The organism is Labilibaculum manganireducens (assembly GCF_002843385.1).
GTDB classification, from domain to species: domain Bacteria; phylum Bacteroidota; class Bacteroidia; order Bacteroidales; family Marinifilaceae; genus Labilibaculum; species Labilibaculum manganireducens.
The window spans coordinates 81,129-98,187 of record NZ_MVDE01000006.1 but is presented as its reverse complement, the minus strand read 5'-3'; the positions used below and the strand labels follow the sequence as shown (position 1 = coordinate 98,187).

At 36.5% G+C, this 17,059-nt stretch carries 8 protein-coding genes; 1 reads left to right on the top strand and 7 read right to left on the bottom strand.

The genetic code is table 11. The features are described from left to right. Positions 1 to 17: 17 nt before the first annotated feature. Positions 18 to 698 (bottom strand): DUF554 domain-containing protein, encoded by a 681-nt coding sequence (locus tag BZG01_RS05990; protein WP_101308923.1) that lies wholly within the window; start codon positions 696 to 698, stop codon positions 18 to 20. 200 nt (positions 699 to 898) lie between these two features. Here BZG01_RS05990 and BZG01_RS05985 point away from each other — a divergent pair, with 200 nt between their 5' ends. Beyond that, positions 899 to 2,428 carry a M64 family metallopeptidase gene (locus tag BZG01_RS05985; RefSeq protein WP_180327236.1) on the top strand — a complete coding sequence of 510 codons (1,530 nt, stop codon included), beginning with the start codon at positions 899 to 901 and terminating at the stop codon, positions 2,426 to 2,428. A 260-nt stretch (positions 2,429 to 2,688) separates the two neighbouring features. On the opposite strand, the gene BZG01_RS05980 is transcribed toward BZG01_RS05985, so the two are convergent. The 6 genes from BZG01_RS05980 to BZG01_RS05955 all read right to left on the bottom strand — a co-directional run bounded on the left by BZG01_RS05980 (position 2,689) and on the right by BZG01_RS05955 (position 16,714). Next, positions 2,689 to 6,711 (bottom strand): hybrid sensor histidine kinase/response regulator transcription factor, encoded by a 4,023-nt coding sequence (locus tag BZG01_RS05980; RefSeq protein ID WP_101308921.1) that lies wholly within the window; start codon positions 6,709 to 6,711, stop codon positions 2,689 to 2,691. 184 nt (positions 6,712 to 6,895) lie between these two features. Next, on the bottom strand, positions 6,896 to 8,038 hold the full coding sequence (locus BZG01_RS05975; RefSeq protein ID WP_101308920.1) for an acyltransferase family protein: 1,143 nt from the start codon (positions 8,036 to 8,038) through the stop codon (positions 6,896 to 6,898). Position 8,039: 1 nt separating this feature from the next. Continuing rightward, positions 8,040 to 10,274, bottom strand: coding sequence for an alpha-N-acetylglucosaminidase (locus BZG01_RS05970; protein WP_101308919.1), 2,235 nt, complete (start codon positions 10,272 to 10,274; stop codon positions 8,040 to 8,042). A gap of 45 nt (positions 10,275 to 10,319) precedes the next feature. Then, positions 10,320 to 12,602, bottom strand: coding sequence for a GH92 family glycosyl hydrolase (locus BZG01_RS05965; RefSeq protein ID WP_218973020.1), 2,283 nt, complete (start codon positions 12,600 to 12,602; stop codon positions 10,320 to 10,322). A gap of 114 nt (positions 12,603 to 12,716) precedes the next feature. Further along, a complete protein-coding gene (locus tag BZG01_RS05960) occupies positions 12,717 to 15,032 on the bottom strand; it encodes a GH92 family glycosyl hydrolase (protein ID WP_101308917.1) in 2,316 nt (771 codons plus the stop codon). Positions 15,033 to 15,133: 101 nt separating this feature from the next. Next, positions 15,134 to 16,714, bottom strand: coding sequence for a glycoside hydrolase family 28 protein (locus BZG01_RS05955; RefSeq protein WP_101308916.1), 1,581 nt, complete (start codon positions 16,712 to 16,714; stop codon positions 15,134 to 15,136). Positions 16,715 to 17,059: the final 345 nt, after the last annotated feature.

Sequence of the window (17,059 nt, the reverse complement as noted above, 5' to 3'; positions counted from 1 at the left end):
TCTTTCAAAAACCTATTCTAAGTTAAAAAGATATAGCACAGCAGTACTTCCACAAACAAAGCGGGAAGCATATTTAAAACCTTTATTTTTTTTATTTCTAAAATACTAATCCCTAATCCGATGATTAAAACGCCGCCAACTCCGGCCATTTCTGTGATTATGGCTTCCGGTATTACTTCTCCAAACAAGGCCGCCAACAGGGTTAATCCTCCCTGATAAATCAGCAAAGGAATTACCGAAAATATAACTCCAACTCCCATAACTGCTGCTAAAGCCACAGCCGAAAATCCATCCATCATCGATTTGGTTAACAGCAGAGTAGGCTCCTTGCCCATTCCCTCTTCCATGCTTCCCAATATTGTCATTGCACCCAAACAGAACAGCATAAATGATGTTACAAATCCGGTTGAAAATTTATCATCCTTACTCCCGATTTTCTTTTTTAATAACTCGCTCAAATTTTCAACCCGATCCTCTAAACGTAAAAACTCACCAATTAATGATCCAACCACCAAACTAAACACCATCAGCAACAGCTCGTTGGCTTTTAGAGCCATACTTACACCAAGATACAGTGTAAAAATCCCAATGGCCTGAAAAACAATTTTAAACATTCGATCGGGAATCCTGGTCCGAAACAAAAGTCCCAAACTTCCCCCTATCAATATGGCAATTACATTAACCAGTGTTCCTATCATAAAATGATTTTATTTTTGAAAAACTAAATTTAAAAGAAAAACAGGAAAGTCAACGGTCTGAAACAAAAAAACTATACAGAATAAACGATACAGGAATAGGATTCTTTCATTCCTGTTCAGATATGACAATATGCATATTTCCGAAAACAGAAAATCACTATCTTGTTGCATCTTATAAAACTATAAAAGAACAAAATATTATGAAACGTCCATGCCAAAGTGATTTTGACACACAGGAGGATGATTATTCCAACATGGTAAGTTCTCCCGAAACAAGTTCGGAACAAGCTATATGGCAACTAAAAAACAAATTTATACACATGAAAAAGATTTTTGTATTTACCCTTATGCTAATTGGTATCTCCTTTTCATCAATGGCTCAATATGCTGATTATTTTACGAGTGCTGCTATGCGCCTGGATTATAATCATGTAGGAAATTCAGGAGAAGAACACTTCGCTTTCGATCAGATGGTAAATGATGGTGAGTGGCCTGGCAGTAAAACCATGCTAATCGACGAACTAAATCTGGGGAAATATTGTTTCGAAGTAAAAGATTCTAAAACAGGAAATTTACTTTACTCCCGAGGATTTGCAAGCATCTACGGCGAATGGGAAACTACACCCGAGGCAAAAACCGAATGGGGAAGTTTTCAGGAATCCCTTCGTTTTCCATGGCCGAAAAATGAAGTGGATATCACTGTATTTAAACGCAATATTAATAATGGTTTTGATCCTGTATGGACCTATAAAGTAAATCTAAAGCATTACCGTTCTTTTTCCAGCCCAGTAAAAAATCACTATAATACGATTGATATTGTTGTGAATGGTAAGCCTGAAAATCAAGTTGACATTGTAGTTTTGGGAGAAGGATACGCCAAGAAAGATATGGGTAAATTTAAAAAGGACGCACAACGTTTTGCGGAAGTTCTTTTAAGTACAGAGCCTTATGCTTCCTTTAAGGATAAATTTTCGATCAGAGCTGTGGAAACACCATCTCCCGATTCAGGAGTAAATCATCCTCATCAGGATATTCATAAACGTTCGGCACTTTCGGTTACTTACGGGGCTTTCGATTCGGAACGATACGCTTTAGGTTTCGACAACAAAACAATTCGCAATGCGGCGGCTGCAGTTCCTTACGAATTTACAGCTATTTTAATGAATGATTCTATTTATGGCGGTGGCGGTATCTACAACTTGTATATCACAGCTGCTGTTGACAATGCTTTTCAGGAATATTTATTTGTACATGAATTCGGACACCATTTTGCTGATTTGGCTGACGAATACTACACATCTGCAACAGCTTACGAAATGGATGCCAAGCATTTGGAACCTTGGGAATTAAATGTAACTGCGAATGCAAATCCTGAAACTATAAAATGGAAGGATATTGTAACACCAGACACTCCAATACCAACTCCCTGGGAAAAGGAGAAGTACGATGAACACAGTATTGCTGTTCAGAAAAAGAGAGTTGAGCTAAGAAAAGCAAAGGTTGATGAAAAAATAATGGAAGATTTCTTTATGAAACAAAGATCGTGGGATGATGAGCTTTTAGCAAATATGAAATACAGCGGTAAAGTTGGTGCTTTTGAAGGAGCTCAATACAAGTCAACAGGCTTATACCGAAGCGCTCCCAACTGTATCATGTTTACCCGTCACGATAAATTTTGTCCGGCTTGTCAACGGGCTATTAAGCTGATTATCGATCAGAACACGAAGTAGTACCAAATTAACATCAAAACATGCCTTATAAAATGTTTCTTTTCAGCTATATCTTCGTTAAAAAAGATGCATCGTAACGTGGCTATGCTTTACTTTTTTGCCTCGATACAGCTAAAAATTAATTCATTTTAATTAAAGTCTATTTTGAAATTAAATTGGTATAAAACAAAAACACAGATAAATAACAAAAGCGATTCATACTTAAATATGAATCGCTTTTATTTTGAAATATATAATAAGAAATATTCCAAGACAGAGAATTATTGCAGCAAATTACTTGGAGGAAATCCAAATTGCTTTTTAAAGCAACGGCTAAAATATAAGGGATCGTTAAAACCAACAAGTGTAGCTACTTCAGATACATTATGACGCTTCGATTTAAGTAAGTATGCTGATTTTTTAAGTCGAATTGTTCTTATGAATTCATTAGGAGCCAAATCTGTAAGTTCCTTTACTTTACGATACAATTTAGAGGAGCTCATTCCCATCTCCAAACACAAAAGACTTGCCGTTAATTCGGGTTCACTCATCTTGTTTTCGATAAAACCAGTAAGTTTCGTCATAAATTCTTCGTCAATTGGTGAGTGAGTGAGTACATTAACATCACTGTCAACATCTTCCGAAAACTTTCCTTTCAGTTCAGCTCTGGCTTTTACAATGTTATCAATTCGACTCTTTAATAAAGAAGGGTCAAAAGGTTTCACCAAGTACCCGTCAGCACCAAGTTTGTAACCTTTAATTTTATTTTCGTTACCGGATAATGCAGTTAACAATATTACCGGGATATGACTAATCGACTCATCATTCTTCAATTCTTCACAGAACTGAAAACCATCCATCACCGGCATCATCACATCTGCAACACAAAGTATTGGTTTCATCTGACGACATACCCTCAATCCTTCTTCCCCATTTTCAGCTTCGTAAACTTTATAATAATCAGATAAATACTCAGCAATAAAATTCCTTAATTCCTTATTGTCCTCAATAACCAATATTTTTTCTTTCAGCTCTGTTGACTGAATTACTTTTTTAACTTCCGGCATTATTACCTCTTGATTACCTATTGGTTTTGATTCATAATCAAACACCTCCTGATCTTCATAAAACTCTCGGTCAATTGGTATTGCTACAGCAAAAACACTTCCTTTATCTGGAAAACTCTGAACTTCAATAGTGGCTTTGTGCAACTGCACCAAAGATTGCACCAAAGACAATCCGATTCCTGAACCCGTATTTTCTTCCCGACTATGCTCAACCTGATAAAAGCGTGAAAATATCTTCTTCTGACTCTCCAAGGGGATTCCGATACCGTCGTCACTTACTTCCAAAACCAAAATTCTTGGATTCGTTTCTTTCAAACCTACAAACAGATCCACATTACCATATTTCCCTGTAAATTTTATGGCATTGGACAAAAGATTGTACAGAATCTTGTCGTACTTATCCCGGTCAATCCAACCTGCAATCTTCTCATATTCACAAATTAAATTGAGATTTATTTTCTTATCCTTTGCAAATCCTTCGAACGAATTAAAAGTATTTCGGGTGTACAAAAGAATATCAGTTTTTGAAACCTTCAATTTCAGCTCTCCGGTTTGCGCTTTTCTAAAATCCAATAGCTGGTTAACTAAATACAGTAATCTGTTCGAATTACGCAATATCAGGTTCACTCTGCTTTTCTGATAATCAGTTCCTCCTCCCTCTTCTTCCAATTGCTTTGCAGGTCCGATAATTAAGGATATTGGAGTTCTTAACTCGTGCGATATATTGGTAAAGAACCGAAGTTTTTCATTGTTTAATTTCTCATCCCGTTCCCGTTTTACTTTCTCCAACAACAACTCTTGCTTTAAAAGACGACGATTTTTGAGTTGTTTTTGAACCTGATAAACAACAAAAGACAGGATAACAAGAAAAAGAAGTATTGCTTTGTAAGTCAGCCAAAATGGAGGATAAATAACGACCTGATAAGAAGACACATTACTCCAGTAACCACTGCTGTTACCAGCTCTTATCTTAAAAACGTATTCCTGAGGATACAAATTGGTATATTGAATATTTCTGGAATTATTACTTACGGTAACCCATTCCTTATCGAAACCTTCCAACATGTATTGGTATTTATTCAATCGAACATTAACGTAGGAGGGCGAGGAAAATGAAAATGAGAAGTTACGGTTGTCATAATCCAATTCTATTCTCCTCGAATAATTAATATCCTGATCCAATACAATTTGGCCATTAATGGTATCACCTGGGGAAATTTCCTTATTATTAACCTTAACCTCAGTAATAAATGGAGGATCCGAAATTAAATTATCACTTAATTCATTGGTTGAAAAGTAAATGATTCCATTTTTTCCCGTTAAATAAACAAGAGAATCATTGAACAACAAAAATCCTTTATTGCTAAAAATATCCAACCTGTTGCCACTCCCTACATGATAAATATTCAACTTATTTGTTGCGGGATTAAATCGACCTACCCTATCGTTGTTAAAATTCAGCCACAATTCTCCATTTTCACCCAATTTAATGTCTGTAATCCAATTATTGTGCAGTTCTTCCGGTGAAACAACCGGCACAAAATCATTTAGTAAAGGATCGTAGTAATTTAATCCCACAGTAGTGACAACCCAAATCTTCCCTTTGTTATCAATGCTGATGTCACGAACATCGCTAATCGATAATCCCTTTGATTCTTCTTCACTATGAACATAAGTAACCGCCTCGTTTTTTATCGGATCATACCGAATAACTCCAGTTCCTGTAGCTAACCAAATAATTCCTCCTGTATTGGAAACAGCATTATATATTTCAATATTATCCAATAAGTCCTTACACTTTAAATCAACAGTAGAATTTTTCGGATTCAATAAAACAGCCCCGTCACCATGCGAACCGACAAACAATTTGCCATTCTTTAACATGCAAAATGCCATTACCGGCACCTCATCAAATCCAACATCAATTAACTTTACTGATTTTGTAATGTAATTGTAAACCAATATATCGCCACTCCACAATCCACAATAAAATATTTTACCATCGGAAGAATAAATACTGGATATTTCCTTGTACTTATCTTGGAGTATCGAAAATTCCCTGTTTTTGTCCAAAAATAAACCATTATCATGAGTTGATACAATCAGTTGATCATCATACGTTTGAGCAAAACCACTTATTCTTGGAATTTTATCCCCTATAAACAGTGAAATATCCTTACTTGTTTTAAATTGATTTTTAAACGGATCATACTTGTCCAAGCCATTTTCCGTACCGATCCATAGTATGCCTGAATTGTCAAAAAACAAAGCCGATACTAAATTGTCAACTAAAGATGTTTCTTCGGACCATACAGAATAATGCCATTGAAATTTCCCCTTAGCAATATCTTCCAAATGATCGCAAACAATCAATCCTCCAAGTGTTCCCAACCAATATCGACCATTTGGAGCACGTGTCACACAATTAAAATAGGGTCCCAAAATATCGCGAACCGAATTGTCGGGTATTTGCAGAACAACAAATTTATCTTCGTATTTATCTAAAATATACAGGCCTTCTCTAGTTCCTACAAAAAGATCCGACTTGTCATCTTGATAAATAAAATTAACATATGGATTGATTTCATTTGAATCTGCGAAAGGTAAGTTATAGGTTTTAATGTTTGAAATTGTCCCTGTGCTGTTTAGAGATATTTTTGCCAGCCCTTTATGATCACTACCAATCCAAATGCTGCCATTTTCATCCTTAAAAATTGATTTAATGTAATCAAAACCAAAATTTTCTACTTTAGAAAATGATTCTGATTTTGGATCATAAATACAAAGCCCCTGAGTTTTTGTTCCTACCCAAACCCGTTTGTATTTATCTATATAAATTGATCTTATCTCTGAATCGCAGATGCTATGCGGATTATTCTTTTCTGGTAAAAAAGTCTTAAACTGATGAGTTTTAAAATTATATTGGGTAAGTCCATTCCTAGTACCAATCCACATTTGGTCTGACTCATAGTCAATCTCCATTGCAGTTATATCATTATTCCTGATACTATTTCCTGCTCTGGAATTACTTAAATAGGATGTGAATTTATATCCATCAAAACTATTAACTCCTCCAAAAGTTCCCAACCATAAAAGTCCCGTTTTATCCTGAACAATGTGCCTTATTGAATTGTGAGAAAGTCCATCCTCATTACTGAAATGCTCGAGATTAATATCCTCGGCATAAACCGATGAAGAAATTAAAATACAGATGAATACTATGAACCGACCACGCATTTAAAAAGTAAAAAATGAAATTAATAATAACAATATAGCTTCCAATATAACAATTAGAATAGTAAATACTGAAACCAGATCGTTAAATATAAGAGAGAAGGCATTAAATCTGTTTTCAAAACACCTAAATAATAAGCATTTACAAATTAGCAATCTACTAAGTAAATAGAGAAATGTAAACTATTTATATTTTGATATAAATACGTTTTCTGTTAAGCCACCATCCTAAGTACCAACAAAGAAACATGAATGCCAATGCCGTAATAAATGCACCAAATGGTCCTGGAAACACCATCTGAAAAATTCGTTCGCTTACCCACTCAAAAAGATCCAAACCAGAAGTAGTTCGGATTTGACGTAAAATAATATAGAACACCTCGGAAAACACATAAATAAACAAAGGGTTTTTCCCGAAAACATCGAAAAAATGAACACCAAACTTCACTTTTTTCATCTCGATAGCATAAATTAAAACAGCCATTACAGATAAGTCCAGGCCAATGGTGTAAAGTGCGAACGAACTTGTCCAAAGCTTTTTTGAAATTGGGAAAACTAAATCCCACCATAAAGCCAACGAAGCAATCAAGAATCCAGCAATAAGCAATTTGCTTATTCCTTCGTAGGTTTTTCCCTTTTGTTGAATAAATACCCCCGCAATATATCCTGCAATCACATTAACAATAGACGGTATGGTGCTTAAAAGTCCTTCCGGATCGAATGGAATACTATCCCGCTTGTAAATATGTCCTTCTCCCAATATTGATAAATCGAAACGAGTTACTGCATTTGTTGCCATTGCCAATTCACCACCCGCTTCGCCAAACAAGTAAAGAATTCCCCAATATGCCAACAAAATAATACCCGACAAAATAAGAGCTGCTCTCTGAGAAAAATAGTAGAAGATAAGAGATGCGAAAAAATAGCATAAAGCAATGCGTTGCAAAACTCCCATTATGCGAGTTTGACTAATTGGTTTTAATCCCCAGGAACCATCTATGCCTTGTTGAAAAAATGGAAACCAATACATTAAATATCCAATCAGAAAAATAAGAACTGTACGCCTGAGTATTTTTTTCCACACAAAACCTGATGATGCCAATTTTAGTTTTCCCATCGAAAAGCTCATTGCATTGCCCATGGCAAACAAAAAAGAAGGGAACACTAAATCGGCAAGGGTAAATCCAAACCAATTGGCATGAACCAAATATGGATATAATTTTGCACCTGTACCAGGCGTATTTACAACAATCATTAAACAGATCGTTAGTCCTCTGAAAACATCAAGGGATAAAAAACGATTCGGTTTCTGATTTACTATTTCTTCCATCTTAGTAATTGTATTTTATTTCAGGTAAACGTTTAGTTAAAGGAATAATTCGCTTGTTATATTTCTCAAATAACTCTTTAGCAATTGCAGTTGAGCTTCCTTGTGGAACTATCGGGTAATCTTTTCTGGAATTTACCCATTCCCATTCCCACGTTTTAATTTCATCATCAAAGGCTTGTTGATCGAAATGTCCCCAGTTGCTATACACATCCTTAAAAAAGTACTCCCAACGAGGTTTGTAAAAATCTGTAAATACGCTACTCCACTGCCTATTGGCATATTCATGAAGTCTGTTGCCAGCATCGCCCCAAAGTGTAATTAAATCGCGAGCATTTTGCTCGTACACTGCTTTTTCGCTTTCTGAATTTCCCCAACTTCGCGCATCAGCAATCCAAGGTCCCAGTAAAAAATCCTGACGAGTAGCTAACAAACGATCCATATCCTCTATCAATTCGATAAATTCTAAACTGTATTTTTCGAAAGCCACCCGATCGTCGTTTTGATAAGCCCTAGCAAATTCCTGTTGAAGTGGTAGTGCATAATTTGCCAAAACCTGACGTGTGAGATCTACCAAATCATACTGAAACCCATCATAAGTATCGCATTCAGGGATCGATTTAATGAATAAATCCCATGCAGGCAATAAATCTTCAGGCGCATAATTTAGCTTGGTTCTGGCCCATCTCCGATATCCTTCAAAAGTAGGTCTGGCTACAATAACAGACTCTGCTCCATCCCTAATTTCTTTCCCATTATATACCGTTTTCACCAAAATAGACCATGCCTCTATTAAGTTCTCTGTTTGTTTGCCATACCGATTCCTGATGTACTTTTTCAGCCAATTATTCAAATCAATAGGTGTATCTCTCCAGGTATTATCAGTCATCAACTCATAAAGAACTGGATTTTGCTCTATTCCTTCCATGGTCAATCCTATTCCAGCCATTTTTCCGGCATTAGAATCTGCTAAAGCTTTTGCCGGTTCTGCTGCAACAGTTTCAATGCGTCCGAACATACTGATGTTACCTCCAAAATTATGAAGCATGTTCCATATCCATTGTTTTCCATAGAAAGATTCAGTTCTTTTCCATACAGGTTCTATTTCCGTCGCCAGATCCAGAATAATCATTCTATCATCTGGAACAGCATCCAGTAAACCTTTTATCTGAGGAGCTTTCCAAAATTCACGATGACTGTAAAATAACCATCCCTGCATCACCCAAATAGCTTCTGGATCAGCAGATTTCATTCCTTCAAAAACCTTACTGCTTAAAGCTGACAAGTATTCCGGATCGTTAGATGGCGGCTCATTTTCGTTAAAGGTATCGGCAGAATACAAATGATCTGTTCCGTAAATACGGGATTGTGTTTCCAAAAATTTCTTTCCAATCTCGGCAAACAAAGGATCGTTTGCATCCAATATGTAGGTATCTTCAAAATCATTTCCCCAATTGGTTTGTTTCAAATTAGCTTTCGGGAAAAACTTCTTGAAGGAAGCTGGAACATGTCCTGTAAAAGCAGGTAAAACAGGTTTCATTCCCAATTCACGCTCACGTTTTAAAATCTTTTTTTGCAAATCCCGGTGGCTTTCCTTCCAACTCATTGGCAGCGGTCCGCCCCAAGCATCCAGATTCCCCATCCAAAACCATGAAAAATAAGAGGGGCCGCTAAAAAATGAGTCTAAATCCTCATCGGAAAAACCATAAGACCTATAAACCTCATCCCAAATATATTCCTGACCTGTAATTGCCAAAGGCATATTAATTCCATGTAAAGCCATCCAATCAATTTCCTTTTCCCATCGCTCCCAATCCCACCAGCTCATGCTGTAATTGAAGGTGCAGTAATTCAGATAATAGCGATATTCGTAGGGTGTTTTCTTATGCACCAATCCAGGTACTTTTGGCAATTGCTTAGGAAGCTTAAGGTTGGTTCCATTCCATGTTATTTGGCAATGAGCATATTCTTTCAGATAATAATACAAAGCAGAGGCTATTGATCCGCCGTTGTTGCCTCTCAAAACTATTTTATCATCTTTTGATTCTATTTCGAACCAATCGGTATCAAGAGTAGAATCAAGCTCAACAATAAAATTTGAAGCATAATCAGGTAAAATCCGTTCAATAATTGCTTCTTCCGGAGATGATTTTCCATCACTTATATCTTTATACTTACACCCTGCCAAACTTGAAACCAGTATCAGGCACATCAAAAGAGATTTTGAAATTTTTCCCATAATATAATTGTTACTAAAATCTAATTATTAAAAACACCTATTGATTTAATGGTTCGATTTTGAAGGTGGTAACAAGCTTGTCCCCCATGTTTTTGATGGCTTAGTATCCATTTCCAAAACAAGAGTTCCTCCGGCAGTGATATCGCTGTGCTCAATCCATGCCTTAGTAAATGGTTTCCCATTCAAACTTGCCGATTTAATGTATTTGTTTCTATCAGACATATTTTTTGCCACAATGGAAAAATCTTTCCCGTTTTCCTGATGAATTACAGTTTGTTTAAAGTAAGGTGTATTGATCAGATAATAGGATTGCCCTGCGTTAGGATACAAACCCATCATATGAAAAGCCAGCCATGACGACATAGCACCGGAATCATCGTTGCCTGGAATGCCACTTCGTGTACTGTTGTAATGTGTATCAATAATTCTATGAATCTGATCATTGCTTAAGTCAGGTCTGCCAATCCAATGATACAAGTTTGGGCTCAAAAATGAAGGTTCATTGGCTACATTGTAATATTCCCGGTCGAAAAAAGTATCCAGCCTTTTTCTAAAAGCTTCTCTGCCACCCGATTTTTCAATCAACATAGCTACATCATGAGGAATTGATAAGGAGTATTCCCATGAACTGGCTTCATAGAAAAAGCCACACCACCAACACACACAATTTGGCCAATCCTGAGCAAGAGGTGTATAGGGAATATAATCAACTCTGCCATTGTTCGCATTGCATTGAATGCTGTCAACCCAATTTCCTTTGGCATCTTTTGGCATTATGAATCCGTGTGATCCATTGTCTTCAATGTCCCGCCATAAATTTTGCCAGTTATCAGACTGTTTTATGAATCGCTGATACTCTCCCTTTCGCTTTATTCCTTTTGCTACTACTGCCAAACAATAATCGTTGTATGCATATTCCAAGGTTCTATTTCCTGCCCTTACAAATCTGTTTGATACATAGCCCAAACGGTTGTAGTCTGTTAAGCCTCCCCGTCCTTCTTTTTCTTCATTTCCTCCAGGTGCAAAATCAGCATCTTTAAGCATTGCCTTTAATGCTAATTTATAGTTGATTCCCTGTAAACCTTTTGTGAAAGCATCTGCAATTACAACTTCTCCATTCGATCCTCCTTGTGTTCGACCATTGCAATTGCCACTTCGTGCATCCGGCATATAGCCGTCGTGCTTATAAATCTGAAGCATGGCATTTACAATATCTACTTCACGTGATGGAGAAATTAAGGTAATGAGTGGGCTTGAGGAACGATAAGTATCCCATATGGCATAAAAGTCATCGTAATAAGGTGTATTGTTTTCCCACAAAGGATTTTCACCAGTTCGGTCAACAGGCATTAACATGGTATGATAAAGAGCCGTGTAAAACATGGTTTTCTGATCGTCTGTTGCATTTTTATCAATCTCAATTCTTTTTAAGAGATCTTCCCATCGAGCTTCTGTTTCTGCTAATGTTTTATCAAAATCCCAATGAGGGATTTCTTTATTTATATTATCGCGCGCTTTTAAAGTACTGACAAATGAGATGCCTATTTTCATTCGAACCGAACTTTCTTTAAGATCATCAAAAAACATCATGGCTCCGGTTTTTTCTCCTGAATCAATTTGAAGTTTCTCGTTTGGGAATAGTTTATTATTCTTCCAGGTTGAAAAACGGCTGAAAGGTTGTTCGAAAACAGCCGAAAAATAAACTGTGTAGGCACTTCCATTGTTCCATCCACCACGAATACGTGAATATCCCCGAATTTCAACATCTGAAACTACTTCTATCTCCGAACTCACAAATTGCTGTGCTTCCCGATCATCAGGGATAGGCGTTTCGCCTAAAAATTGTCCCAAATCAATTTTAACGGCCTTTTTACTTTCAGCCTCGAATGAAAATTGATAAAAAGCCACTTTAGGTGACGTGGTTATTTCTGTCTGAATATTCCATTTATGAAGCTGTACACTATAATACCCCAGTTCCACAATTTCGTCGGTGCGCAATGATTCCTGAGTAATTGACTCAAAATCCCCGGAAAAAGGCATGACTGAAATATTACCATATTTTGCTCCACCGCCGGTTCCACTTACATGAGTCTGACTGAATCCATAAACAGGTCGATCCAAATCCGGTGAGTAACCACTGTTTGCAGCTTTTTTATTATCGGGACCTGGTTTTATCATTCCATAAGGACAAGAAGGTCCAATGAAAACATTTCCCAATCCTTCCACTCCTATTTTCGGATCGACAAACTTGTATTTTTGAGCTGTCAATAATGATGTTTGAATCAATAGTACAACTACAAGGAACAGGGTATTTCTCAACAAGCTCATTAGCATGAATATTAAATAGATAATTTCATCTTTTTATTTTATAAAACAGATACTTTATTGATTATATCTGCATGTCTTTCCATTTTAATTAGTTCTACTAATTCTGAATTATTCCTAATCAGAATATTTTTCCTGAAGCATTGAAAATGGCCGGTCATTTATACCAGTACCCCATTCCATATTGGGTTTTGAACCCATTTTAAAATCAAGAACACCACCTTTACGAATATCGAAATGATTGAGATAAGTTTTTGACGTTTCAACACCATTAAACTTAACTCTTTGAATGTAATTTTTCCCGGAAGAAGCGCCTGGAGCATTTAACACCAACTCTTTTCCATTCTCAAATGCAATAGTTATTTTATCGAAATGAGGACCTGAAATAACATATTCGGGTACCGAAGGACACACAGGATAGAATCCCATTGCTGCAAAAACATACCATGCCGACATTTGTCCGGCATCGTCGTTTCCACTCAAACCTCCAACACCTGTACTGTATTCAGTATTCATAATTTTTGTCACCAACTGTTGAGTTTTCCAAGGCTGTCCTGAATAATTATATAAAAATGATATTTGATGACTTGGTTCGTTGCCATGCCAATATTGTCCTGCGCTAAAAAAGAGATCTAAATTGTTATTAAATGCTTGCCGTCCTCCCATCAGATTCATTAGTCCTGCCACATCATGGGGTACATACCATGTGTATTGATATGGCGTTCCTTCAGTTATATATCCTTGGCGAATATATTTATCGAAATCTTTAACAAAGCTTCCATCAGCATATTTTCCGCGAACACAGGAATCATTGGTACTGTATACATTTTTATAATTTGAAGCCCGTTGATGCAGTATTTTTGCGTGATTAAGATCTCCTTTCTTACCCGCAATCTGTCCCAATGCAAAATCGTCGTAAGCGTACTCCAATGTTCGGGAAACCTGCTCATTATTATGAAACGATTCAAATACCATATCCTCCAAAGGAATGTATCCATATTTTAAATAAGATTTTAGAGCACGACGACCTTTACCTCCTTCGTACTCTTCATCTGTTTTTGGGGAAGTAAATGCATTCTGCAATAAATATGAATATTGCTCTTCCGAAAGATCAATCACTCCCTTCATATAAGCATCAGATAGTGCAGCGATAACATGATCACCTATCATAGCAGATGTGTAACTGTTCCAGCAGGGAAAAATAGGAAGCCAACCTCCTTGTTCTGCCTTTTGCAAAAGGCTATTCATCATATCGGCATTTGTTTTTGGAATCAACAAACTAAACAAAGGGTGGGATGCACGGTAAGTATCCCATATGGAAAAATCAACAAAATAATCTCTGTCTCCTGAATTCATGATCTGCTTTCCCCCAGCAAAACTAACGTATGAGCCATCACAATCGTTAAATATTCTTGGTTGCAAGAAACTATGATACATAGCGGTATAAAACTTCACTTTGTCATCTTCGTTTGTTCCTTCAACTGTTATTTTCGAAAGAATATTTTCCCATTCATCGCGAAGCTTACTTTTTACTTCTTTAAAATCAAGTTTTCCTGTTTCTACTTCTAAATTTTTGCGGGCCTGTTCTATACTTGTAAATGATGTTCCAACTCTTGCATAAATCTTCTCGTTTTTTTGAACTTGGAAAGAAACATACGCACCCAAATCTTTTAAATCAGAAACCTGTGTTTCCATTTCAAACAATTCTGATCCCTGATAAACACCGTAACGTTCAAAATCACCGCTAAACTGAACAACAAAATACCCACTGAATCCGGCCTCTTCTCCCAATCCCTGATAAATTCGATGCACTGGATTATAACCAATTATTTCGTTGGATTCGGGAAGTACACGCACGAATCCTTGTCCCTCATCACTATTCGGATTTACAACAATATGGGCTTCCCCTTCTTTTTCGAATAGAAATTGAAATAATCCGGAACGCTTTGTGGCTGTAACCTCAGCTTCAATATCATAATCGTCTAAATGAACCTGATAAGAATAAGGTGTTGATTTTTCGTTATCGTGAGAAAATTTAGAGCCCCGAACTGTTGGCAGACATTTTAAATCACCCGAAATTGGCATAATCGTCATACTTCCATAATCCTGAACACAAGAACCACTTAACCAATGACTTCCCCTGAATCCCTGAAAAATGGAATCTGTATAATAGTACGGAGCCTGACACTTGGTTTCACTTGCACGGGTTTGCGGTGTCCAATTAGTCATTCCGAAAGGAACTGTAACATAAGGAACTACCTGCGAGTTATTCTCCAAACCATGACCATGTTCTATTGCACTAATTGTTGCAGCTGGAGCTGTACCGATTAATGGATTTACAAATTTCACAAATTTTGTTTCATTTTGCGGAGTTTGGCAACCAATCAGCAACAGGCCTAACAAGAGTGACTTTACGGATAATTTTTTATTCATTTACTATTTATTTGAACGGCATTAAGACATCGGTAGATGCTATAAAATCAAACCGTTACTATTCTAATCAATCGTTTAGTTTATTGATGGATTCTTTAATTTCACAGCTTCCTAATCAACAATTTGGCATCATTATCGGCACTTAGACCCTTTGTCTCTTTTAGGATAATCTGCTTTTTATCTGCTTTCTGCAGATTAATATTTTTAATTTCAATATCGTCTGCCTGATCGAAAACCATGGCTGGACGATAATCTTCTTCATTCAGGTTCATTCTTATATTTTTGAAAATGATTCCCTTTGCATGACGAACATAAAATCCCCAGGCTGGTAATTCTCCAAACATGGAAAACTCCGGATACCCTTTTATTTCTTCAGGAACTTGATTTAACCGGCTAAGTGGTACATAAGCCATTCCTTTTGAAGCTTTACCCGGACATGTAATTTCAACATTCTCAATCAGCACATCTTCCACACAAAATCCTGGGATACCTGTAATGGATGACGGAAGAGGATTGTGAAAGAAATTAACAGCAGGTCCACGCATATCGTAATTGATATCGGGTCGTTCAAAAGGAACTTGAACTTTAATGTCATGAATATGTATGTTCTTTATTGAGCCAGGAATTTCACCATCGCGATGTCCTAAGCGAATAAAAATAGCGTTCCCTGTATTTACAGCATCAATATTAGATACTTCAATGTTTTCTATTGCTCCCCCATCTACAGATTCTATAGCAATTGCCGATCGGAAAGTATCGTATATTTTAATATTTTCTATTTTCACATTTTTGAAACCACCATAGGATGCAGTTCCAAATTTTATTGCACTGGCACTACTTCGAACCGTGCAGTTGGCAATATAAATACTGTCATTACAAAAATCCGGATAATAGGATTTCAAGCAAATGCCATCATCAGCAGAGTTGATATTGCAATTTGTTATTTGAACATTTCGGCAATCGGTAATGTCAATTCCGTCGTTATTCCAGTAAGCACGATTTACAAGCTGCAAACCATCAAGACTTAAATTCCTGCATAATTCAAACGAAAGTCCCCAACAAGATGCATTACTTAATTGTAAATCAGATATTGCGACATTATTACACATTGAAAACCGAAACAATTTTGGGCGGGCCGTTTCGTTCGGTCGCATTCTTCGGTAATTGTATTTAGGATCAACAATTACACCGGCATGATGCAGGCTATCGATATTCAAGGCTAAAGCTCTGCCTTGTCCATCTATTTTTCCTTTTCCTGAAATGGTAAAATTATTGGCTTTAAAAGCGATCAGCAATGCTATTTGCGAGTTATCATCTTTTTTTTGTGATTCTGGTCTTCCAAGCATTTCAACCTGAGGATAATCCATAGGATTGGTACTTCCCAATAAAATGGCTCCTTCTTCCAAATGAATATTCACATTTGATTTCATGACTAAACTTCCTGATAAAAAATTACCCGCGGGAAAAACGATTGTTCCTCCTCCTTTTTTGTTGACTTTTTCAATTAAGGATTGAATTGCATTTGTGTTTAAAGTCTCCCCATCACTAATTGCTCCAAACTCAGTTACAAAATATTCCTTATCCTTTCCTTTTGCCGATGATTCAAAACAAGTAACCAAAGCAAATAACAAGAGTATAGTAATCAACAAGTTTTTCAATATATGATGTAATTTAGTCTCCATAATTCTTAAATCTACTCCTTAAGTTTCTGTTCGTAATCTCACCGAATTCTGTAATTATATTTCCTGACTTTTTTCAACGGGTTAACATCTGCAAAACATTTCACTTTTTGAGCAAATAGTACAAATAGAGAAGTCTCAAAATTACAAGCAAATCATTCTCTACTTATGGACAAATCATGACGAAACATGGAATTTAGGGTCAATCGGGTATTTCTCCGGTCTCTATGCTATTGTGAAGTAAAAACGGACAGGCACAAACAGCCTGCCCGTTTTAATCTTTCTCCAATATATTCGGTTTTTACACTAGCCTAAGTAAAACCATATAAGTTGGACAGTTTCCCTAAA